Source organism: Cyanobium sp. BA20m-14, assembly GCF_024346295.1.
Genome location: NZ_JAGQCR010000005.1, coordinates 1 through 19668, shown reverse-complemented (window position 1 = coordinate 19668; position 19668 = coordinate 1). Strand labels below are relative to the sequence as shown.

The following is a 19668-nucleotide window of genomic DNA, read 5'->3' as shown; positions in this document are numbered from 1 at the left end:
ATGCCGCCAGGCCGCCGGCAACGCCTCCCCGCCCTGGGGGGGATTCTTCAGGCCTGGCCCTGGGTGCTGCTGTTGCTGGCCCTGTTGGCCGTGAGGCTCAGCAAGGGGGCTGGCTTTGCTGACGCCTACGCTTTGCTGAGTCGGCCCTTCTGGCCTGGCAGCGCCCAGGGGGAGTGGCTGCGCAGTGCCGAGATTCTCAACAGCCAAACCCGGCTCAGCCAGCTGGAGGTGGATAACCGCCGGCTGCGCTCGCTGTTGCTGCTGCAGACAGGCGGCAAGGGCATGGTGTCGGCGCCGGTGATCTCCCGCCAACCCGGGGGCTGGTGGCAGCAGCTGGTGATCGGCAGCGGCGCCCTGCAGGGCGTCCGCCCAGGCATGAGCGTGACCGCACCAGGGGGTCTGATCGGCCGGGTGGCCAGTGTCACCCCCAGCACGGCAACGGTGGCCCTGCTCACCGATCCGGGCAGCCGCGTGGGGGTCTGGGTGGGCCGGATCCAGCGCCACGGCCTACTTACGGGGATCGGCACCAGCCGGCCCTTGCTGCGCTTTCTGGAGAAGGATCCCGGCGTGCGTCCCGGCGATGTGGTGGTCACCTCGCCGGCCAGCACCCTGGTGCCGCCCAACCTCACCGTCGGGGTGATCCAATCTGTCGATGAGCGGGCGGTGCCGGCCACCGATGCGGTGGTGCAGCTCAGTGCCCCGCTGGATGCGGTCGACTGGGTGCAGGTGCTGGTGCCGTGAGTCAGCTGACCCGCCACCGATGGTGCCTGGCCACGGCCCTGCTGGTGCCCTGGCTGGTGCTGGCTTCGCCGGGTCCGTTGAAACTCGCCGGGGTGGCGCCAGCCTGGGCCGTGTTGTGGCTCTTGCCCTGGGCGCTGGTGGATGGCCCCCTGTCCGGTGCCCTGGCCGGCCTGGGGTTGGGTCTGGTGCTTGACGGCCTGCATCTGGGCCCGATCAGTGAGATTCCAGCCCTGGCCCTGTTGGGCTGGTGGTGGGGCCGGATGGGGCGCCTTGGCCCGCCGATCGAGCGCAGTTTCAGCCTCGGCCTGCTGGCCCTGATCGGCGCGGCCCTGGTGGGGGGCAGCCTGCTCCTGCAGAGCCTGCTGGCGGGAGGCTGGCCCCTGTTGCCCGCCCTGCACACCTGGCTGGCCCAGACCCTGCTGACGGCCCTTTTGGCACCACCTTTGTGTTCCCTCCAGCTGCTGCTCTGGCGGCGCCAGACCCTGGGGGGGCGAAGCTGAGCTGATGGGAGGCGAGCTGGGCCGGCGTCGATTTCTGGAACTGCTTGGCGCGGGCAGTGGGACGGCCCTGCTGGCGGCGAGCTTGGGCAGCTGCTCTCGGCCCGGCCCCGGGGGAGCTGACGGGCGGGTGCTCAATTTCTGGACCCTGGATCTGGCCCCCAAGTTCAACGCCTATGTGCTGGGGCTGATTGCGGCCTGGGAGGGCCAGAACCCCGGCATCCGGGTGCGCTGGACCGACGTGCCCTGGAGCTCGGTGGAACGCAAGTTGCTGGCTGCGGTCTTCGCCCGCACCGCCCCTGACCTGGTCAATCTCAACCCCCCCTTCGCTGCCAACCTGGCCAGCAAGGGGGGGCTGCGGGACCTCACCGAGGTGTTGCCCGCCGGAGCCGCCGGGGCCTACCTGCCAGCGATCTGGGAGGCGGGGCGCCAGGGGGTAGGGGCTTCGGCCGAGCAGTTCGCCATCCCCTGGTATCTGACCGCCCGGATCAGCATGGCCAATCGCCGGCTGTTGGAGCGCGCCGGCTATGCAGCCCCGCCCCTCCAATGGAGTGGGGTGCCGGCATATGCGGAGGCGGTTCGCCGTCGCACCGGCCGCTACGCCCTGTTTGTCACCGTCGTGCCAGACGACTCCGCCGAGTTGCTGGAAATCCTGGTGCAGATGGGGGTGCAACTGCTCGACGGGCAGCAGCGGGCCGCATTCAACAGCCCGGCCGGTCGGCGTGCTTTCGCCTTCTGGAGCGACCTCTACCGGCGCGGCCTGCTGCCCCGCGAGGTGGTGAGCCAGGGCTACCGGCGGGCGATTGAGCTATACCAATCGGGTGACCTGGCCCAGGTGGCGACCGGCCCCGATTTCCTGCGCAACCTGCAGACCAACGCCCCGGGGATCGCAGCCGTGACAGCTCCCTACGTGCCACTCAGCGGGGCCGGCGGTGAGGCCAACGTGGCCGTGATGAACCTGGTCGTGCCCAGGCAGAGCGCCCTGGCGGCGGAGGCGACCCGCTTCGCCCTCTTTCTCACCAACGGCCCCAACCAGCTGGCCTTTGCCGAGCAGGCCAGGGTGCTGCCCTCCAACCAGGTGGCGCTCCAGCAGCTGGAGGCCTCGCTGGAGGCTGCCCTGGGCCCAGCGGGGGCTACTGCCCAGCCGAATGACCAGGAGTCCCTGGTGCTGCGAGCCCGGTTGCTCTCGGCCCAGACCCTGCGGCGGGCCAGGGTGCTGGTGCCGGCCAGCCCAGGGGTGAAGCGGCTGCAGGCGATCGTCTACACCCAGCTGCAGCGGGCCATGCTGGGTCAGGTGGACAGTGATGCCGCGCTGGCCACTGCTGCCGATGAGTGGAACCGCTACGCCCGGGCCCGCTGGGGCTGATATGAGGGTTTCCAGGTTATGTCTGTTTCTGTAGAAATCCTTAAAAGTAGTCAGAGTGGCTCCAGCGGCGGGGTTCTGGGGGATGACCGGGGGACGCGCCTAGGGGTATGGTTGCGATTCTTCATCTCGGCGCTTCGCCCATGCCCTTGGAGGACAGGCCCAGTACCGGCGATTCCCAGGCTGAGCCCAGGGCCACCGTGATGGTGGTGGACGACGAGGCGGCCGTGCGGCGGGTGCTGGTGATGCGCCTCCAGCTGGCGGGCTACCGGGTTATCTGCGCCGAGGATGGCGAGGAGGCCCTGACCCTGTTCCACCAGGAGCAGCCAGATTTGATCGTGCTCGACGTGATGCTGCCGAAGCTGGATGGCTTCGCCGTCTGCCGCCGCCTGCGGGCCGAGTCCTGCGTGCCGATCATCTTTCTCTCGGCCCTCGATGCGATCGCCGAGCGGGTTTCCGGGCTGGACCTCGGCGCCGATGACTACCTGCCTAAACCCTTCAGCCCCAAGGAGCTCGAAGCCCGGATCGCCACCATCCTGCGCCGGGTGGGTCGGGGTTCCGCAGCGGCCGAGCCCCGGGAAGTTCCAAGCGGCAGTGGGGTTCTGCGCGTCGGCGATCTGGTGGTCGACACCAACCGCCGCCAGGTGACCCGCGATGGTGAGCGCATCGGCCTCACCTACACGGAATTCAGCCTGCTCGAGCTGTTGTTTCGGGAGCCGGGTCGGGTGGTGCCGCGGGCTGAGATCCTTGAGCAGCTCTGGGGCTATCCCCCCCGCCGGGCCGCCGATCTGCGGGTGGTGGATGTGTATGTGGCCCGCCTGCGCGGCAAGCTCGAACCCGACCCCCGCAACCCCGAGCTGATCCTCACGGTGCGGGGCACAGGCTATGCCTCCCAGCGGATGGCCGAATTGACTCTGGCGGCGAGCAGCTGACGCTCCTGCAGGATGGGTCGCTTCAGCCCCCTGCCTGCCTTGTCGGATCTGCGCGAGACCCGTCTCGAGAAAGCTGCCGCCCTGGCGGCCCTGGGTCAGGGCCCCTACGGTCTGCGTTTTGAGCCCACCCATCGCGCCGCTGCCCTGCAGCAGGCCCACCTGGATCTGGCCAATGGGCAGGAGCGGGACGTTGAGGTGTCCGTTGCTGGCCGGGTGATGACCCGCCGGGTGATGGGCAAGCTGGCCTTCTTCACCCTGGCCGATGAGAGCGGCTCGATTCAGCTTTTCATCGAGAAGGCCACCCTTGATGCGGCCTCTCCTGATGCGCCCCCACCCGGTGCCTTCGCCCACATCACTTCCCTGGTAGATGCCGGCGACCTGATCGGCGTCGTCGGCAGCTTGCGGCGCACCGACCGGGGCGAGCTTTCGGTGAAGGTAAAGAGCTGGAGCATGCTCTGCAAATCCCTCCAGCCCCTGCCTGATAAGTGGCATGGCCTGGCGGATGTGGAGAAGCGCTACCGCCAGCGCTACCTCGATCTGATCGTGTCGCCCCACACCCGCGAAACCTTCCGCCGTCGGGCCCTGGCGGTGAGCGCCATGCGCCGCTGGCTGGATGAGCGCGAGTTTCTGGAGATCGAAACTCCGGTGCTGCAGAGCGTGCCCGGCGGTGCCGACGCCCGGCCCTTTGAAACCCACCACAACGCCCTCGATCTGCCCCTCACCCTGCGCATCGCCACCGAGCTCCACCTCAAGCGGCTGGTGGTGGGGGGCTTTGAGCGGGTCTACGAGCTGGGCCGGATTTTCCGCAACGAGGGGGTGAGCACCCGCCACAACCCCGAGTTCACCTCGGTGGAGATCTACCAGGCCTACGCCGACTACACCGACATGATGCTGCTCACCGAGCAGCTGCTTGCCCATGTGTGCCAGCAGGTGTGCGGCACCACCTTGATCAGCTACCAGGGCACCGCAATCGATCTGGCCCCCCCCTGGCGGCGGGCCACCATGCACGGGCTGGTGCAGGACGCCACCGGGCTCGACTTCAACGCCTTCAGCAGCCGCGCCGAGGCGGCCGCGGCGATGGCTGCCCAGGGGCTGGAGGTGCCGGCCCTGGCCGATTCGGTGGGGCGCCTGCTGGTGGAAGCCTTTGACCAGCGGGTCGAGGCAAACCTGATCCAGCCCACCTTCGTGCTCGATTACCCGGTGGAGAATTCACCCCTGGCCCGGGCCCATCGCAGCAAGCCGGGGCTGGTGGAGCGCTTCGAGTTGTTCATCGCCGGCCGCGAGACCGCCAATGCCTTCAGCGAACTGATCGACCCGGTGGACCAGCGCCAGCGCCTGGAGGCCCAACAGGCCCGTCGGGCCGCCGGCGACCTGGAAGCCCAGGCGGTGGATGAGGATTTTCTCCAGGCTCTGGAGGTGGGCATGCCCCCCACCGGGGGTCTGGGGATTGGCATCGATCGGCTGGTGATGCTGCTCACCGACAGCCCCTCGATCCGCGATGTGATCGCCTTCCCGCTGCTGCGCCCTGAGGCCCGGCCGGCCACAATGGGATAATTGCGCCAGTAGGCAATCTGCCCCATTCGGGGGCCAACGATTCCATGAGTGGCGAGCGCGTCGGTTTTCGCTTCAAACACGCGGACGCTGTGGTGAAGCGCAATCCCCAGGGTCGTTCTCGTCGGGGCTGGGTGATGGAGCCCGTCGAGCAGACCACCAGCCGAGGCACCAAGATGCCCGCCTACAGGATCCGTTGGCGCGACAGCGAACGTCCGGAAATAGTTCTGCAACACATGTTGATCGCCGATCCCGATCCCACCCCACCACCGGAAGGGGTGAGCCTGGTGCCGCCCGCTCCCAAGGCCTGAACCCAAGCAGGTTCGATCAGCTCCAGCTTCGGAGTCGATATGTCGCCAGGCCTAGCTGCTCCTTGAGAGCAAGGCAGCCGCAGCTACCGTGATTGTGGGCACTCCCAGCTTCTGTACAGCCTGTACGGAATTGAGGAGATACCGAATTTGGCGGCGGTGGCCCCGCATCTTCAGCGCTGCTGCCGCCGCAGCTCTTCCAGGGCCTGGTTGGCTTCAAAGGCGGCCCAGTCCTGCTCCAGGCTGGAGGCCCTTGGCGGGCGCGAGCGGCTGTCCAGGTCGCGCAGGTCGCGCTCCACCGCCGCGAAGCTCACCCCCAGCTCGCCCAGCTGTTGCCAGCGTTGGCGGCCCTGCTCCATCAGGCCTTGCTGGTGGGCCTTGGCGCGCTCGGCCAGGGCGGTGGCACCGGCGGCCTGCGCCTTGACCACCCGCTCCTGCCAGCGCCGAATCTCGTCGGCCAGTTGCAGCAGGGCCTGGCGCTCCTGTTCCGCCTGCCGTTGCAACTGGCGTCGCTGCCCCACCAGCCGGGCCTGGCGATCGCGCGCTCCCTGCTCCTCCAGCAGGGCCTCCTGGCTGGGGTTGGCGGCGAGGAAGGCCTCCAGCTGCTGGTCGAGCCGCGCCTCCAGCTGATCCAACCAGCTCGAGCTGCTCATGGTGCTGGCTGCCCAGCCGGGCTGGTGATCAGGGGGGCCTCGATCTCCTGCTGCAGCGGCGTTATTGCCGCTTCGCGGGAGCGCAGCAGCAGCTGGGTGAGCCGGGCGATCGCCCCTTCGCCCAGGTCCTGGTTGCCGATCCGGTCAAAGGCGTTGCGGTAGAGCTCCTCCAATTCACTGATCAGTCCCTCGCGCACCTGGCGCATGGCGGCCCGTTGTTCTTCGCGGCCCATGGTTGTGATTGGGGTCTGGGATCAGGAGTCTGGCGTCACCAGCAGGTGCAGGGATAGGTCGTGCCGCGGATCACTCCAGCGGCCGGCGCCCTGCCAGCCGGCGCTGGAGGCCAGGGCCAGGAAGGCTTCTGGGGTGTATTTGAAGCTGTATTCGGTGATCAGCTCCTCCCCTGGGCTGAAGTTCCAGCTGCGGCCTGCCAGCTGCACGCTCTGGGCGCTGCGGCTCACCAGGGCCATGGCGATGCGGCTGTGCTCGGGCTGCCAACGGGCGCTGTAGCTGAAGGCCTGGGGATCGAAGTTGCCGGCCAGGTCGCGGTTCAGCCGCACCAGCAGGTTGCGGGCGAAGGCGGAGGAAACCCCGGCGGCATCGTTGTAGGCGGCCTCCAGCCGTGTCACCTGCTTGGGTTGGTCGATGCCGATCAGCAGCCGCGCTCCCGGCCCAAGTAGGCCCCGCAGTTGGGCCAGAAGCAAGCTCGCCTCAACCGGGCTGAAATTGCCGATTGAGCTGCCCGGGTAGAAGCCCAGCCGCCGCTCGCCCCGCAGCAGGCTGTGGTCTGGCAGCTGCTGCAGTTGGCTGTAATCGCAGCAGATGCCGAGTACGGGCACCGCCGGATGGCGGGCCTGCAGCTCCCGGCAGGCGACCTCCAGGTGGTGGGGGCTGATGTCGAGGGCCACGTAGGCCGGCGGCCCCAGGGCCTCCAGCAAGGGCCCCACCTTGCGGGCACTGCCTGCGCCGAATTCCACCAGCACCCCCGGGCCCAGGGCTGCCGCCAGCTCAGGGGCCCGGGCCTGTAGCAGGGCCGTTTCGGTACGGGTCAGGCCATATTCGGGCTGCTCGCAGATCGCCTCGAACAGGCGGGAACCCTCGGCGTCGTAGAGCAGCCAGGCCGGTAACTGGCGGGGGTGGCGCTCCATGCCGGCCACCACGAGTCGGCGCATGTCGGCGGCCGGCGGATGCAGGTTAATCAGCTGGGATTGCTGCTCTGGAGACATATCTGGAGGCATATCTGGCGAAATATCAGGTGAGATCACTGGCCAGGCGCAGACCCGCCGCCATCCAGCGGCTTGCCGGCGGATAGAAGTTGCGGTAGGTGGGTCGTTCGTGGCCGCTGGGGGTGAGGAAGCAGCTGCCGCGGAGCACCATCTGGGAGCTCATGAACTTGCCGTTGTATTCCCCCACGGCACCGGCGGCCGGCACGAACCCCGGATAGGGCCGGTAGGGGCTGGCGGTCCACTGCCAGAGCAGGCCGAAGGCCTGCGGCAGGCCCCCCCTGGTGGCGGCAAATTCCCATTCGGCCTCGCTGGGTAGCCGGGCCCCGGCCCAGCGGGCGAAGGCGTCGGCCTCAAACCAGCTCAGGTGGCGCACCGGTTGCTCCGCCCGCCGCGGCTGGCGGCCTGCCAGGCCAAATTCATCTCCCCCACGCCAGTAGCGCGGCGCCTGCCAGCCCCGCTCCTGCACCACGGCCCAGCCCTCGCTCATCCACAGCTCGGCCCTGCGGTAGCCGCCGTCGGCGATGAAGTTCCCATACGCGCCGTTGTTCACCAGCTGGCTGCCGATGGCGAAAGGCTCCAGCCACTGGCGGTGGCGGGGCGCCTCGTTGTCGAAATGAAAGCCGCCGCCGCAGTGGCCGATCTCGACCAGGCCGCCGCCGTGCTCCAGCCAGGGGGGCTCCGGCTCCCCGGCCAGGCAGGGGCTGGCGCCCTCCGGCTCGCGGCCATAGGCCGGCTCCAGGGGGTTGCGGCTGAAGCCATCGAGCAGGTCCATCAGCAGCAGCTCCTGGTGCTGCTGCTCGTGCTGCAGGCCCAGCTCCACCAGCTCCAGCTGGGGGGCGCCCTGATCCAGCTGAGCCAGCAGGGCCAGCACGGCCCCATCCACCTCCGCCCGCCAGGCCAGTACCTCGGCCAGGGGCGGGCGGCTGAGCAGGCCCCGCTGGGGCCGGGGGTGGCGGGCGCCGACGGCGTCGTAGTAGCTGTTGAAAATAAAGCTCCAGGTCTCGGGAGCTGGTTGATAGGCCCCCGCCAGGCCAGCCTCCAGCTGGGGCCGCAGCACAAACTGCTCAAAGAACCAGGTGGTGTGGCCCAGGTGCCATTTGGGCGGGCTGGCGTCGGCCATCCCCTGGAGGCAGAGGTCCTCTGGCTGCAGGGGGGCCACCAGGGCCAGGCTCTGCTGGCGCACCCGTATGTACCGCGCCGCCAGCTCCTGTCCCATCCCGCTGCCGCCAATTCGGGCTGAAATCAGGTCTGACCCTAGAGGGCTTGCCTACGATCTCGCCACGCACAGCACGTGGGCATGGCCGGCATCACTTCGGGGTTCGTGGGCGCCGTCGGCAACACGCCCCTGATCCGGCTCAGGGGCCCCAGTGAGCTCACCGGCTGCGAGATCCTCGGCAAGGCCGAGTTCATGAACCCCGGCGGCTCGGTCAAGGACCGCGCTGCCCTGGGCATTCTGCTGGAGGCGGAGGAGCAGGGGCTGCTGCGGCCCGGCGGCACGGTGGTGGAGGGCACGGCCGGCAACACCGGCATCGGCCTCACCCACATCTGCAATGCCCGCGGTTACCGGGCCCTGATCGTGATTCCCGACACCCAGTCGGCGGAGAAGATCGGCCTGCTGCGCAGCCTGGGCGCCGAGGTGCGCACGGTGCCGGCGGTGCCTTACCGCGACCCCAACAACTACGTGAGGCTTTCGGGCCGCATCGCCGCGGAGACCCCCGGCGCCGTCTGGGCCAACCAGTTCGACAACCTGGCCAACCGCCGCGCCCACTACAACTCCACCGGGCCGGAGATCTGGCAGCAGAGCGGCGGTCGGGTGGATGCCTGGGTGGCGGCTACCGGCACCGGCGGCACCTACGCCGGCGTGGCCCTCTACCTCAAGGAGCAGAACCCGGCGGTGCGCTGCGTACTGGCCGATCCCCATGGCAGTGCCCTCTACAGCTGGGCCACCGATGGAGTGCTCGTGAGCGAGGGCAGCTCGATCACCGAGGGGATTGGCAACAGCCGCGTCACCGCCAACCTGGAGGGATCCCCCGTTGATGATGCCGTGCGCATCGATGACCAGGCCGCCCTCGACACGATCTACGGGCTGCTCTGGCGCGAAGGCCTATTCCTGGGCGGCTCGGTGGGCATCAATGTGGCCGCGGCGGTGGAGACGGCCCGGCGTCTGGGCCCCGGCCACACGATCGTCACCGTGTTGTGTGACAGCGGCGACCGCTACCGGTCGCGGCTCTATGAAGCCGACTGGCTCGCGGCCAAGGGTTTGCGTCAACCTGAGCGCTGCCTTGCAGGAGTGGGCTGATGGCGGCGCAGCAGGGTCAGCTGATCGGCGAGCGTTATCGGTTGGAAGAGCGCCTCAGCCTGGGCAGCGGGGCTGAAGTACAGGGGGAGTTGTGGCGGGCCAGCGACCTGCTGGCGGCAGAGGCGCCGATGGCCCTGCGCCTACTGGGGCGGGAAATCGATCTGGCCATGGCGCGTCAGCGCTGGGGCCGGTTGCAGGGGGTGCTCCATCCCCAGGTGCCGCGTATGGGGGCGGCGATCGAGGCCGCCGAGGGGCTGTGGCTGGTGCGCGAATGGCAGGCAGGCCGCACCTACCAGCAACTGCTCGAGGCCCGGGCCGCACGGCAGCTGGTGTTTGGTGCCGGCGAGGTGTTGCTGCTGCTGCGCCAGCTGCTGCCGGTGCTGGCGGTGCTGCACAGCCAGGAGCTGGTGCACGGCGACCTCAGCCCCGCCAACCTGCTGCGCCGCGACAGCGATGGCCTGCCGGTGCTGATTGATTTCGGCTCGGTGGCTGGTGCGGCCCAGGCCACCCCTGGCTATGCCCCGCCGGAGCGCACCCACCTGCTCCAGAGCGAGCCGTGGATGGATCTGCATGCCCTTGGCGTGGTGGCTTTGGTGCTGCTGAGTGGTGAGGGGCCCGCCAGGCTGTTGGATCCGGTCAGCCTTGCCTGGCGCTGGCCTGCCACCCTGGCCGGCCAACCCGAGCTGCAGGCCCAGATCAGCCGCCTGCTGTTGCGCCAGCCGGGGGAGCGTTTTGCCTCCGCGGCCAAGGCCCTGGCAGCTTTCCAGGCCCTGGCCATGCCTGAGAGCACGGGCCCGGTGCCCCGGGCCGACAGCACCGTTGCCCTGGTGCCGCCACCGGTGACCGAACGCCCAGCGGCGCCGGCGCCGGTGCTGCCCGTGCTGGTCGCTCCGCCACCCCAGCCCGAGCCGGCCCCAGTTCCAGCCCCAGCCGCCGCCCCGCGCACCCGGCTTGAGGAGCGGGAGGAGGCCGCCGAAGGCGGTATCTGGCCGGTGGTGATCGCCCTGGTGCTCTCGGCCGTGGTCGGGACTGCCTTGGGTTGGTGGTGGCTGAGCCGCGGTCGGGTGGCCCTGACCACCCCCGATGCGGCCCTGCAGTTGCCCACCAGCCTGCCGCCGGCGGAGGTAGACCAGCGCCAGCAGCTGCTCAACCGGTTACGGGCCCTGCAGATTGACCGGGGCTGGTTTCTCAAACTGGTGGATGCCAGCCTGCTCGCCCAGTTTCCTGAGCGGGGTGGTCGCCTGCCGGGCGATTCCCTCGAGGAAGCCCCCCTGCGCAAGGTGTGGAACGAGCTTGCCGAGGAGTGGTTGGCCAGGGTGGAGCAACTTCCCCTCGACATCCGCCGCCGCCTCGGCAGCTACACCAATGGGGATTGGGAGCGGCGCCAGCAGTCCCTAGTGAGCCAGGGGCTCAGCTCCGCGGTGCTGCGCCAGCTGGTTTCGGGCAGTGCCCAGAACCTGCTGCCGGGCCGGCCCGGCGCCGACATTCCGGCTGAACCCTTCCGGCAGCTCTGGTATGCCGCAGCCGAGCAGGGTCTGGCCAATGTGCAGATCGAGGCTATCCAGGCCCAGCCCCTGGAAACCCGGGTGCTTTCGGCCCAGGTGGAGGCCGGGGGGGCCCGCCTTTTCCCCGTGCGGCTGCCCGCCGGCTATCGGCTGGTGCTGGGGGTGAATGGCTCGCCGCTGATGCAGATGAGTGTCTTCGGCCCCGATGGCGACCTGCTGGAGGCCAAGGGGCCCCTGCGGGTGGTGAGCCTGGGGGTTCAGAAACGCTCGCCGGTCCAGCTGCTGGTGACGAACGAGGGTGTGGCTCCGGCCCTGATCACCCTCTCCCTGCGGGCGGATCCGCCCCTGCCCCAGGTGGCCCCGCCGCCGGCCGCCCCCGAGCCCTCATCCCCGGCGCCGCCGGACCAGCTGGAGAGGCCCCAGCCCCAGACCGGGCCGGCCCCCGCACCGCCTGCCGTCGCCCCGCCGCCGCCGGTGCAACCGCCAGTCAATTGATTCCAGTCGGGCAGGCCGCGCCCCGACTCAGAGCCGGGCGATGGCCGCCTTGGCGTCCTTGATGTCCTGCTTGCGCCGCTCCTCGTGGCGTTTGTCGTGCAGCTTGCGGCCCTTGGCCAGGCCGATGGTGAGCTTGATCCAGGACCCCTTGAGGTGCAGGTTGAGGGGGATCAGGGTGAGGCCCTTCTGATCGAGGGCCACCCGCAGTTTTTCGATCTCGCGCCGGTGGGCCAGCAGTTTGCGCACCCGCAGGGGCTCGTGGTTGAAGTAGGCCCCGGCATGGGTGTGGGGGGAGATGTGCACGTTGTGGAGCTGCAGCTCCCCCTTGCGGATCAGGCAGAAGCCGTCGCGCAGGTTGCAGTGGCCCGCCCGGATCGACTTCACCTCCGTGCCCAGCAGTTCAACGCCCGTTTCCAGGGTTTCGAGGATCTCGTACTGGTGGCGGGCGAAACGGTTGTCGGCCAGCAGCTTGTTGGCGGCATCACGCTGGGCCTTGGCGTTTTTCTTGCCCCCGCCCTTTGCCATCGCTGCTCCGCATCCTTCCCCTGGACCTTCCGACCCTAGGGAGCTGCCGGTACCCTCGCTGCATGGCCATCGTTTCCTCGGGATCCCCGCAGCCTTCCCAGCCGCGGCTGGTGGATCCCACCCCCGTGGTCGGCGAGGTCGGGGCCGGGCCTGGGCCGATCGCCCGGGAAGACGGCCTGCGCCCCAAGCGCCTTGCCGACTACATCGGCCAGAGCGAGCTCAAGCAGGTGCTGGCCATCGCCGTGGAGGCCACCCGGGCCCGCCAGGAGGCCCTCGACCACGTGCTGCTCTACGGCCCGCCGGGCCTGGGTAAAACCACCATGGCCCTGGTGCTGGCCGAGGAGCTGGGGGTGCGCTGTCGCATCACCAGTGCGCCGGCCCTGGAGCGCCCCCGCGACATCGTTGGCCTGCTGGTGAACCTGCAGCCCCATGAGCTGCTGTTCATCGACGAGATCCACCGACTTAACCGGGTGGCCGAGGAGATCCTCTACCCGGCAATGGAAGACTGCCGCCTCGATCTCACCGTGGGCAAGGGCACCACCGCCCGCACCCGCAGCCTGGAGCTGCCGCCCTTCACCCTGGTGGGGGCCACCACCAAGGCCGGCGCCTTGAGTTCGCCGCTGCGGGATCGCTTTGGCCTGATCCAGCGGCTGGAGTTTTACGGCATCGACGACCTGCAGGCGATCGTCGAGCGGGCCGCTGGCCTGCTCCAGATCGCGCTCGAGGCCGACGCCGCTCTGGAGGTGGCCCGACGCTGCCGCGGCACCCCCCGCATCGCCAATCGGTTGCTGCGGCGGGTGCGCGATGTGGCATCGGTGCGCGGCCATGGCCGCATCGGCCCGGCGCTGGTGGCCGAGGCCCTCAGCCTGCATCGGGTCGACGATCGGGGCCTCGATGCCAGCGATCGGCGCCTGCTGACCCTGATGCTGGAGGCCTATGGCGGGGGGCCCGTGGGCCTCGACACCCTGGCGGCGGGCCTGGGCGAAGATTCCGCCACCCTCGAAGCGGTGGTCGAGCCCTACCTGCTGCAACTGGGCTTTCTGCAGCGCACGCCGCGGGGCCGGCTGGTCACCTTGGCGGGTCGTAGCCACCTGGGTTGGCCGGCCGGAGCGGCGGCATGAGCGGGCTCCGCTCGTGATCTCCACCCTGCTGGCTTTGCTGTTGGGGGTGCAGTTGCTGCTGCCCCAACTCTTTGACCAGGCCCTCAGTGCCAGCCGGGAGGGACGCTTCGCCGAGGCCCTGCCCCTCTGGAACCAGGTGTTGGAGGTGGCCCCAAACGATGCGGCGGCCTGGAGCAACCGGGGCAACGTGCTGCTGGCCCTGGGCGATCCCCGCTCGGCCATTGCCGACCAGACCAAGGCCATCGCCCTCGATAGCGAGAGCCCCGATCCCCATCTCAATCGCGGCACAGCCGAGGAGGCCTTGGGCCGGTGGGCTGCCGCCGAGGCCGACTACCGCTGGATTCTGGAGCGGGCCCCCAGCGACACGGGCGAACCGCGGGCCTCGGCCCTCTACAACCTCGGCAACGTGCATGGCTCCCTGGGCGATTGGGAGGAAGCGCGCCGCTGCTTCGAGGCGGCTTCCCTGGCCCGGCCTGGTTTTGCCATGGCCCGCTCCAGTGCCGCCCTGGCCGCCTTCCAACTCGGAGACAAAGCTGGGGCCGAGCGGGAGCTGCGCAACCTGATCCGCCGCTACCCCCTGTTTGCCGATGCCCGCGCCGCTCTCACCGCCCTGCTGTGGCAGAAGGGGGCCAGCGGTGAGGCCGAGAGCAACTGGGCTGCGGCCTCCGGTCTCGATCCGCGCTACCGGCAGCAAGAATGGTTGCGATCGACGCGGCGCTGGCCCCCCGTGCCGGTTGAAGCTCTAGCCCAGTTCCTTGCCCTGGGCTCCTGAATGACTGCCCCCGAATGAAGGCCCCCGAATGAAGGCCTACGAATGACCCCTACACCCTGCAGGTTGAATTGGCAAGAGCTCGGCCTCGGGGCAGCCCTGGCAGAGGTGCTGCCGGAGCTGATTCAGCTGCGGCGACACATCCATCGCCATCCCGAGCTGAGTGGCCACGAGCAGCAGACGGCCGCCCTGGTTGCCGGTGAGCTGCGCCGTTGGGGCTGGGATGTGCGCGAGGGGGTGGGCCGCACTGGCGTGCTGGCGGAGTTGGGCCCGGCGGGCCTGCAGGTGCCGCTGGTGGCCCTGCGGGTGGATATGGATGCCCTGCCGGTGGAGGAGCGCACCGGCCTCGACTACGCCTCCACCCACCAGGGCCTGATGCATGCCTGTGGCCATGACCTGCACACCGCGGTGGGGCTGGGGGTGGCCCACCTGCTGGGGGGGCTGTGGCAGCGCCAGCCCCACCTGCTCACGGCCCGGGTGCGGCTGCTGTTTCAGCCCGCCGAGGAGACGGCCCAGGGGGCGGCCTGGATGAGGGCCGACGGGGCCATGGATGGGGTGGAGGCCCTGTTTGGTTTGCACGTCTTCCCAAGCCTGCCGGTGGGCACGATCGGCGTGCGCAGCGGCAGCCTTACGGCGGCGGCGGGGGAGCTGGAGGTGGAGGTGCTGGGTGAGGGCGGTCATGGCGCCCGGCCCCACCAGAGCACCGATGCCATCTGGATCGCGGCCCGGGTGGTGAGTGGCCTACAGGAGGCGATCAGCCGCCGCCTCGATGCCCTGCATCCGGTGGTGGTGAGCTTCGGGCGCATCGAGGGCGGCAAGGCCTTCAATGTGATCGCCGACCATGTGCGCCTGCTGGGTACGGTGCGCTGCCTCGATAACGAGGTGCATGCCCAGCTGCCGGGCTGGATTGAAGACACGGTGCAGGCCCTCTGCCGGGGCCACGGTGGCGAGGCACGGGTGAGCTATCGCTGCATCTCGCCGCCGGTGCAAAACGACCCAGCCCTCACCCAGCTGGTGGCAGCTGCGGCGGTGGAGCTGCTGGGCCGCTCCCAGGTGCAGTGGCTCGAGCAGCCCTCCCTCGGCGCTGAAGACTTTGCCCAGCTGCTGGAGGACACCCGCGGCACCATGTTTCGACTCGGGGTGGCAGGGCCGGCGGGCTGTGCCCCTCTGCACAGCAACTCCTTTGCCCCTGACGAGGCGGCCCTGCCGGTGGGCGTCCGGGTGCTCGCCCTGAGCCTGCTGCGTTGGATGGAGCAGCGGCCATGAGGAACCGGCCCCTGCTTAGGGGTTTGCTGGCCCTCTCTTCCCCCCTGCTGATTTTGATGTCCCTGCTGGTTTTGCTGCAGCGCCGCGGTGTCGATCGCCTGCCGGCCCTGCCCGCCCTGTTGATCGGAACGGGTCTGCTGGGGACGAGTCTGCTGGGCTGGCGCCGCCGCCGCCGCAACCTGCTGGCGGCCCTGGGCCAGGATGGCCCCCAATGAACACCCCTTCGCCCGATCTCGCTGCCCTGCGTGAGGCGATCGCCTCCGGCGATCCCAGCCGGGCCATGCCGGCCCTGGCGGGCCTGCGGCAGATGCCGGTTGAAGAGGCCGTGCCCCTGTTGCTGTTGGGTCTGGAGCAGGAGGTTTTCATGGTGCGCTCGCTCAGCTGCGCCGGCCTCGGGGTGAAGCAGAGCGAGGCCGGCTGGCAGGCCCTGGTGGGCGCCGCCCAGCACGATGAGGACGCCAATGTGCGGGCTGAAGCAGCCAATTCCCTGGTCAGCCATTCGCTGGAACGGGCCTGGCCCCTGGTGCTTGAGCTGTTCGCCGCCGATCGGCAGTGGCTGGTGCGCTGCAGCATCCTCTCGGCCCTGGCCGAACAGGCCGAAATCAATCCGGCCTGGCTGCTGGAGCTGGCGTCGATGGCGATCACCGATGCCGATGGCACCGTGCGGGTGGGCGGAGCCGAGATCCTCGGCCGTCTCGTGCGGGAGCACGGCGATGGGGAGGCCCGCGCCCTGCTGCAGCAGCTCCAGACTGACGCCGATCACCGGGTGGTGGCCGCGGCGTTCAACGGGTTACAGGCCTGAAAGGGTTACAGGGCTGTAATCGGTTATTGGGCTAAACCGGTTACAGCCTTGCTAGGTTTCGCATGTCACTAGGGGTGCCCCGCTGCCGGCCTAATCAGCTGTGCAGCACCGGGCTGAGATCACACCCTCCGAACCTGATCCGGGTAATGCCGGCGCAGGGAAGTGGAACTGGATTGTGAAACCACTCTCAGGCTGCGCCCCGCCCTATCTGCAGCCCCACATGCGTAGCGCCTGGATCGAGAAGCGTCGCGGCACCGCGAACTATTCCCAGATGCATTATGCCCGCCAGGGCGTGGTGACCGAAGAAATGGCCTATGTGGCCAAGCGGGAAAACCTGCCCGAATCGCTGGTGATGGAGGAGGTGGCTCGGGGGCGGATGATCATCCCGGCCAACATCAACCACCTCAATTTGGAGCCGATGGCGATCGGCATCGCCAGTCGCTGCAAGGTGAACGCTAACATCGGCGCTTCCCCCAATGCCTCCGATCTCGAGGAGGAGGTGGCCAAGCTGCGCCTGGCGGTGAAATACGGCGCTGACACGGTGATGGACCTCTCCACCGGCGGCGTCAATCTCGATGAGGTGCGCACGGCGATCATCAACGCTTCGCCGGTGCCGATCGGCACGGTGCCCGTCTATCAGGCGCTGGAAAGCGTGCATGGCTCGATCGAGAAGCTCGACGCCGACGACTTCCTGCACATCATCGAGAAGCACTGCCAGCAGGGCGTTGACTACCAAACGATTCATGCCGGCCTGCTGATTGAGCATCTGCCGCTAGTGAAGGGCCGCCTCACCGGCATTGTCAGCCGTGGCGGCGGGATTTTGGCCCAGTGGATGCTTTATCACCACAAGCAGAATCCCCTGTTTACCCATTTCGATGACATCATCGAAATCTTCAAGCGCTACGACTGCAGCTTCTCCATTGGAGACTCCCTGCGGCCGGGTTGCCAGCACGACGCCTCCGACGCCGCCCAGCTGGCTGAGCTCAAAACCCTCGGACAGCTCACCCGCCGCGCCTGGGAGCACGACATCCAGGTGATGGTTGAGGGTCCGGGCCATGTGCCGATGGATCAGATCGAGTTCAACGTCAAAAAGCAGATGGAGGAGTGCAGTGAGGCACCCTTCTATGTGCTCGGTCCGTTGGTCACCGACATCGCCCCCGGCTACGACCACATCACCAGCGCAATTGGCGCGGCGATGGCCGGCTGGTATGGCACGGCCATGCTCTGCTACGTCACCCCCAAGGAACACCTGGGCCTGCCCAATGCCGAGGATGTGCGCGAGGGCCTGATCGCCTACAAGATTGCTGCCCACGCCGCCGACATTGCCCGCCACCGCCCGGGGGCCCGCGACCGCGACGACGAACTCAGCCGCGCCCGCTACGCCTTCGACTGGAACAAGCAGTTCGACCTCTCGCTTGATCCGGAGCGGGCTCGCGAATACCACGACGAAACTCTGCCCGCCGATATCTATAAACAGGCAGAGTTCTGTTCGATGTGCGGGCCTAAGCACTGCCCGATGCAAACCAAGATCACCGACGAGGATCTAGCTGGGCTTGAACAGGTGCTGGCGGAGCAAAAAGCGGGCGAGGCCGCGGCTGTCTGAGCGAAGGGGCGAGGTGGGTTTGGGGCCTAAGTCGCATTGATCAGCCGTTGCGATTTAGCCCCGCTCCTTGGCCTTGGCTGCCAGCGGCCCTGCGAACACCTATTCCTATTATTTTAAAGCGAGAGTAGTTCTGGCTTCTTTGTACGACGATTGCGGGCTCTCCCTGGGGCACCCAGCCATTTGATGCAAGTAAATCTGAGAAGGCCTTAATCGCCTCTTTATCGTTGATTCGTGGATCAATTGGTTCGATTGCTAAATATCCTGATTGGTTGGGGGCGGCCATGAATTGGTAATGGCGGGGGTCGTTAAGGGGGAGGATCTTTGCGCTTGGGCCCAAGGTGTAGCCAGCCTTTGCCCCAACCATCCAGCTGCGGGTGACAATGTTGGCTGGCTTGCCGAAATCATTCCAGAGCTTGGGCAGGGAACCCCAGTCTTGTAGCTGCCAGTTGCGATCTATGGATGGGGGCTCCTTAAATATGGCTCTTGTAAAGATCGCATCCTTGAATTGAAGGCCTACGCCTATGGCCGCAATCGAGAGAAGTAGGGCGGCGCTTGCCCACACTTTTTTAATAATAATGAGATGGGTTTGAGTTTGCCTTGAGGTCCATTGGCCTACAAGCGGGAAGCCGAAAAGAAAGCCCCCCATAGACCAATGGGGCAGGGAGCGCTCGCTGACTAGTGCGATTAACAGGAACGCCACCGGCAACACTATGGTCAACCAGCTGAATAGGGAATCGGCGGGTGACTTAGCTTTGGAAACCCCTTTTAGTGAGCAAGCCATTGCCACTATCCAAGTGCCCGGCAACAGATAGGCCATCTGGCCGACCAGGATCTTAAGAAAGTTCAGTGGGAAAAGCTGGAGACCGGCGTTGCCAGCCCTGCCTGATTGAAAGCCAAAGGATATCCAATCGTGGGAGCCATTCCAAATGAGTACTGGGATTAGGCCAGCCAGGCCAATGATTATGGTTGTAAATATTGCTGGAGAGTGGAGCCATGCCCTGTTCTTTTTGTTTAAAAGGGTAAAAATACCTATTGAGGCCAGGAAGGCGACCGCCTGGTATTTAGATGCCAGGCTAATCGCTAAAAATATGCCTGCCGCCCCATATCGAAATGGTTCTAGTTTGTATTTAGGCTCAAGTATGCCTGGCAGCAGAATCCATAGGGTCGCCAATAGGCCGAAATTTAGGGGCCCATCTGGCACTACAAATAGACCAGCTGAGATCAGGAAGAATGGAGCGATTGAATACCAGGCCATGGCCCAAAAAGCGGCAGAGCTGTCGTAGGCCCTCCGGGTTATATCGTATATAAGCCAAGCACTTGCCGTTCCAAGTAGCACAAATGGAATGCGCAGAATGCTGGCTGAATTGCTGCCGCTTGCCAAATGGGCAAGGCCTGCGATCGTAAAGACTGCCGGAGGATGGTCGAAGTAGGAAAGGGACCAGTCTGGTGAGATGGAGATCGCATAGGCCTCATCTATTCCTGCTGGCCACACAAATGCAAGCAGGAGCCTTAGGGCCGTGAAGCTAAATAGAAGAAAAGCCGCTTTCTTTGTCATTTGCGCCCTTTGGTTTGGCTACCTTTATGGAGTATTCCACACGAAGCGGCTGCTGGCGGCGTAGTTCCATACGAAGACAACTAGGATTCCGGCCAGCTGGGCAAATAGGGCATCTTTTGCGATAAGATTATAGTAACCAGAGGCCAGTCCTACATTTGCAATTGCCGGAAGAGATGCCACCAGTGAGAATTTTAGCAGCCCCTTAAAAAGGGCCGCCCCTTTAAGGCGCTGGAAATGGAAGGTGAGCGCATTGTTGATGAGATAGTTTGAGCACGCCGATGTCATCACCGCAAAGGGCAGGGCTTGCTGAAACAGCATCCCAAATCCGCCCACCAGTAGCTGGGTTGTTAGGAGTTGAACAGCTACTCCACTGGCCCCAACCAAGGCAAAACTAATAGCCCTTCGGGGTATAGCCCTCAGACTTAAACTGTGTAGTATTGAGATCAGAAAATCCCAG

21 protein-coding genes and 1 riboswitch are annotated in these 19668 nt (G+C 67.1%); of the genes, 14 read left to right on the top strand and 7 right to left on the bottom strand.

The genetic code is table 11. The features are described from left to right. The 6 genes from mreC (at position 1) to KBZ07_RS01115 (ending at position 5395) form a co-directional block, all read left to right on the top strand. The gene (gene mreC / locus KBZ07_RS01140; RefSeq protein WP_254929888.1) at positions 1-741 is read left to right on the top strand and encodes a rod shape-determining protein MreC; all 741 of its coding nucleotides are present in this window, start codon (positions 1-3) and stop codon (positions 739-741) included. Next, on the top strand, positions 738-1241 hold the full coding sequence (locus KBZ07_RS01135) for a rod shape-determining protein MreD (protein WP_197153148.1): 504 nt from the start codon (positions 738-740) through the stop codon (positions 1239-1241). The genes mreC and KBZ07_RS01135 overlap by 4 nt, the downstream gene beginning before the upstream one ends. Positions 1242-1245: 4 nt before the next feature. Continuing rightward, a complete protein-coding gene (locus KBZ07_RS01130; protein WP_254929887.1) occupies positions 1246-2604 on the top strand; it encodes an ABC transporter substrate-binding protein in 1359 nt (452 codons plus the stop codon). Between the two features lie 140 nt (positions 2605-2744). Next, positions 2745-3533, top strand: a complete 789-nt coding sequence (gene rpaB / locus KBZ07_RS01125) for a response regulator transcription factor RpaB (protein ID WP_197153451.1) — start codon at positions 2745-2747, stop codon at positions 3531-3533. 12 nt (positions 3534-3545) lie between these two features. Continuing rightward, positions 3546-5087 (top strand): lysine--tRNA ligase, encoded by a 1542-nt coding sequence (lysS, locus tag KBZ07_RS01120; protein WP_254929886.1) that lies wholly within the window; start codon positions 3546-3548, stop codon positions 5085-5087. A 44-nt stretch (positions 5088-5131) separates the two neighbouring features. Then, positions 5132-5395, top strand: coding sequence for a hypothetical protein (locus tag KBZ07_RS01115; RefSeq protein ID WP_190388593.1), 264 nt, complete (start codon positions 5132-5134; stop codon positions 5393-5395). Between the two features lie 170 nt (positions 5396-5565). Here the strand turns inward: KBZ07_RS01115 and KBZ07_RS01110 are convergent, their stop codons facing one another. From KBZ07_RS01110 to egtB, 4 genes are read right to left on the bottom strand one after another with little or no spacing between them, the layout of a single operon-like run. Further along, on the bottom strand, positions 5566-6045 hold the full coding sequence (locus KBZ07_RS01110) for a hercynine metabolism protein (protein WP_254929885.1): 480 nt from the start codon (positions 6043-6045) through the stop codon (positions 5566-5568). After that, complete coding sequence (locus KBZ07_RS01105; protein ID WP_254929884.1) at positions 6042-6278, bottom strand: hercynine metabolism small protein; 237 nt, start codon at positions 6276-6278, stop codon at positions 6042-6044. Before KBZ07_RS01105 ends, KBZ07_RS01110 begins: the two co-directional genes overlap by 4 nt. Positions 6279-6299: 21 nt before the next feature. Next, positions 6300-7271: an L-histidine N(alpha)-methyltransferase gene (gene egtD, locus KBZ07_RS01100; RefSeq protein ID WP_254929883.1), complete on the bottom strand. Its 972-nt coding sequence runs from the start codon at positions 7269-7271 to the stop codon at positions 6300-6302. 25 nt (positions 7272-7296) lie between these two features. Continuing rightward, on the bottom strand, positions 7297-8487 hold the full coding sequence (gene egtB / locus KBZ07_RS01095) for an ergothioneine biosynthesis protein EgtB (protein WP_254929882.1): 1191 nt from the start codon (positions 8485-8487) through the stop codon (positions 7297-7299). Positions 8488-8568: 81 nt separating this feature from the next. Between egtB and KBZ07_RS01090 the strand changes: the two genes are divergently transcribed. Next, the gene (locus tag KBZ07_RS01090; RefSeq protein WP_197153172.1) at positions 8569-9570 is read left to right on the top strand and encodes a cysteine synthase A; all 1002 of its coding nucleotides are present in this window, start codon (positions 8569-8571) and stop codon (positions 9568-9570) included. Continuing rightward, positions 9570-11570 (top strand): protein kinase domain-containing protein, encoded by a 2001-nt coding sequence (locus tag KBZ07_RS01085; RefSeq protein WP_254929881.1) that lies wholly within the window; start codon positions 9570-9572, stop codon positions 11568-11570. Before KBZ07_RS01090 ends, KBZ07_RS01085 begins: the two co-directional genes overlap by 1 nt. Before the next feature lie 27 nt (positions 11571-11597). Here KBZ07_RS01085 and smpB read toward each other — a convergent pair whose 3' ends face one another. Beyond that, a complete protein-coding gene (gene smpB / locus KBZ07_RS01080; RefSeq protein WP_254929880.1) occupies positions 11598-12095 on the bottom strand; it encodes an SsrA-binding protein SmpB in 498 nt (165 codons plus the stop codon). Positions 12096-12157: 62 nt separating this feature from the next. Here smpB and ruvB point away from each other — a divergent pair, with 62 nt between their 5' ends. The 6 genes from ruvB (at position 12158) to thiC (ending at position 17656) form a co-directional block, all read left to right on the top strand. Then, entirely contained in the window at positions 12158-13216 is a 1059-nt protein-coding gene (ruvB, locus tag KBZ07_RS01075; protein ID WP_254929879.1) for a Holliday junction branch migration DNA helicase RuvB, read from the top strand. A gap of 16 nt (positions 13217-13232) precedes the next feature. Continuing rightward, a complete protein-coding gene (locus tag KBZ07_RS01070) occupies positions 13233-13988 on the top strand; it encodes a tetratricopeptide repeat protein (RefSeq protein ID WP_254929899.1) in 756 nt (251 codons plus the stop codon). A gap of 42 nt (positions 13989-14030) precedes the next feature. Beyond that, entirely contained in the window at positions 14031-15251 is a 1221-nt protein-coding gene (locus KBZ07_RS01065; RefSeq protein WP_254929878.1) for an amidohydrolase, read from the top strand. Beyond that, positions 15248-15466: a DUF3188 domain-containing protein gene (locus tag KBZ07_RS01060; RefSeq protein WP_197153201.1), complete on the top strand. Its 219-nt coding sequence runs from the start codon at positions 15248-15250 to the stop codon at positions 15464-15466. The genes KBZ07_RS01065 and KBZ07_RS01060 overlap by 4 nt, the downstream gene beginning before the upstream one ends. Next, on the top strand, positions 15463-16053 hold the full coding sequence (locus tag KBZ07_RS01055; protein ID WP_254929877.1) for a HEAT repeat domain-containing protein: 591 nt from the start codon (positions 15463-15465) through the stop codon (positions 16051-16053). The genes KBZ07_RS01060 and KBZ07_RS01055 overlap by 4 nt, the downstream gene beginning before the upstream one ends. 60 nt (positions 16054-16113) lie before the next feature. After that, positions 16114-16231: riboswitch (TPP riboswitch) on the top strand. Positions 16232-16273: 42 nt separating this feature from the next. Beyond that, entirely contained in the window at positions 16274-17656 is a 1383-nt protein-coding gene (gene thiC / locus KBZ07_RS01050; protein WP_254929876.1) for a phosphomethylpyrimidine synthase ThiC, read from the top strand. 40 nt (positions 17657-17696) lie between these two features. On the opposite strand, the gene KBZ07_RS01045 is transcribed toward thiC, so the two are convergent. Both KBZ07_RS01045 and KBZ07_RS01040 read right to left on the bottom strand, forming a co-directional pair. Beyond that, positions 17697-19211: a glycosyltransferase family 39 protein gene (locus KBZ07_RS01045; RefSeq protein WP_254929875.1), complete on the bottom strand. Its 1515-nt coding sequence runs from the start codon at positions 19209-19211 to the stop codon at positions 17697-17699. Between the two features lie 24 nt (positions 19212-19235). Then, a partial coding sequence (locus tag KBZ07_RS01040) for a GtrA family protein (RefSeq protein ID WP_254929874.1) occupies positions 19236-19668 on the bottom strand: 433 nt, incomplete at its 5' end.

Excerpts from the sequence above, each read along its gene's own strand:
- rpaB (WP_197153451.1), top strand. The coding sequence starts at position 2,745 with ATGCCCTTGGAGGACAGGCCCAGTACCGGCGATTCCCAGGCTGAGCCC.
- egtB (WP_254929882.1), bottom strand. The coding sequence starts at position 8,487 with ATGGGACAGGAGCTGGCGGCGCGGTACATACGGGTGCGCCAGCAGAGC.
- smpB (WP_254929880.1), bottom strand. The coding sequence starts at position 12,095 with ATGGCAAAGGGCGGGGGCAAGAAAAACGCCAAGGCCCAGCGTGATGCC.
- KBZ07_RS01105 (WP_254929884.1), bottom strand. The coding sequence starts at position 6,278 with ATGGGCCGCGAAGAACAACGGGCCGCCATGCGCCAGGTGCGCGAGGGA.
- lysS (WP_254929886.1), top strand. The coding sequence starts at position 3,546 with ATGGGTCGCTTCAGCCCCCTGCCTGCCTTGTCGGATCTGCGCGAGACC.
- KBZ07_RS01090 (WP_197153172.1), top strand. The coding sequence starts at position 8,569 with ATGGCCGGCATCACTTCGGGGTTCGTGGGCGCCGTCGGCAACACGCCC.
- KBZ07_RS01130 (WP_254929887.1), top strand. The coding sequence starts at position 1,246 with ATGGGAGGCGAGCTGGGCCGGCGTCGATTTCTGGAACTGCTTGGCGCG.
- KBZ07_RS01055 (WP_254929877.1), top strand. The coding sequence starts at position 15,463 with ATGAACACCCCTTCGCCCGATCTCGCTGCCCTGCGTGAGGCGATCGCC.
- KBZ07_RS01110 (WP_254929885.1), bottom strand. The coding sequence starts at position 6,045 with ATGAGCAGCTCGAGCTGGTTGGATCAGCTGGAGGCGCGGCTCGACCAG.
- thiC (WP_254929876.1), top strand. The coding sequence starts at position 16,274 with ATGCGTAGCGCCTGGATCGAGAAGCGTCGCGGCACCGCGAACTATTCC.
- KBZ07_RS01065 (WP_254929878.1), top strand. The coding sequence starts at position 14,031 with ATGACCCCTACACCCTGCAGGTTGAATTGGCAAGAGCTCGGCCTCGGG.
- KBZ07_RS01060 (WP_197153201.1), top strand. The coding sequence starts at position 15,248 with ATGAGGAACCGGCCCCTGCTTAGGGGTTTGCTGGCCCTCTCTTCCCCC.
- KBZ07_RS01115 (WP_190388593.1), top strand. The coding sequence starts at position 5,132 with ATGAGTGGCGAGCGCGTCGGTTTTCGCTTCAAACACGCGGACGCTGTG.
- ruvB (WP_254929879.1), top strand. The coding sequence starts at position 12,158 with ATGGCCATCGTTTCCTCGGGATCCCCGCAGCCTTCCCAGCCGCGGCTG.
- mreC (WP_254929888.1), top strand. The coding sequence starts at position 1 with ATGCCGCCAGGCCGCCGGCAACGCCTCCCCGCCCTGGGGGGGATTCTT.
- KBZ07_RS01045 (WP_254929875.1), bottom strand. The coding sequence starts at position 19,211 with ATGACAAAGAAAGCGGCTTTTCTTCTATTTAGCTTCACGGCCCTAAGG.
- egtD (WP_254929883.1), bottom strand. The coding sequence starts at position 7,271 with ATGTCTCCAGAGCAGCAATCCCAGCTGATTAACCTGCATCCGCCGGCC.
- KBZ07_RS01085 (WP_254929881.1), top strand. The coding sequence starts at position 9,570 with ATGGCGGCGCAGCAGGGTCAGCTGATCGGCGAGCGTTATCGGTTGGAA.